We start from the raw sequence: 295 nt of genomic DNA, 5'->3' as shown, positions 1-295 counted from the left end.
TTGTGGATCTCGATATGTAGATGCGATGCCGTGCTGTTACCGCTATGTCCCTGTTCGCCGATCTTTTGGCCTTTCTTTACTTTCTGTCCCTTGCTGACTAGGGTCCTTTTCATATGGCATAAGAAGACATAATAATCTTCTTTTTTGTTGGTGACCTTCAGCATGACATAATTTCCACCACCGATATAGCCTCCGCTATAGGGACAGGAATTCCCCAAATAACCATCGCTTGGCGGACAATCGTTAGATACCTCATAGACGATCCCTGCGGCAGGTGCATAGATATTTGCGCCAT

The 295-nt window shown here is 45.8% G+C and carries 1 protein-coding gene; it reads right to left on the bottom strand.

What is annotated here, in order from left to right; all coding sequences use genetic code 11:
- Positions 1 to 295 (bottom strand): M23 family metallopeptidase (locus NE665_RS24850; RefSeq protein ID WP_256302757.1); only part of this gene is annotated, 295 nt, incomplete at both ends.

Origin of the sequence: Clostridium sp. DFI.1.208 (assembly GCF_024463855.1) — a bacterium.
Taxonomy (GTDB): domain Bacteria; phylum Bacillota_I; class Bacilli_A; order Erysipelotrichales; family Erysipelotrichaceae; genus Clostridium_AQ.
The sequence above is the reverse complement of the archived record's forward strand: the minus strand, read 5'-3'. Positions and strand labels throughout refer to the sequence as shown.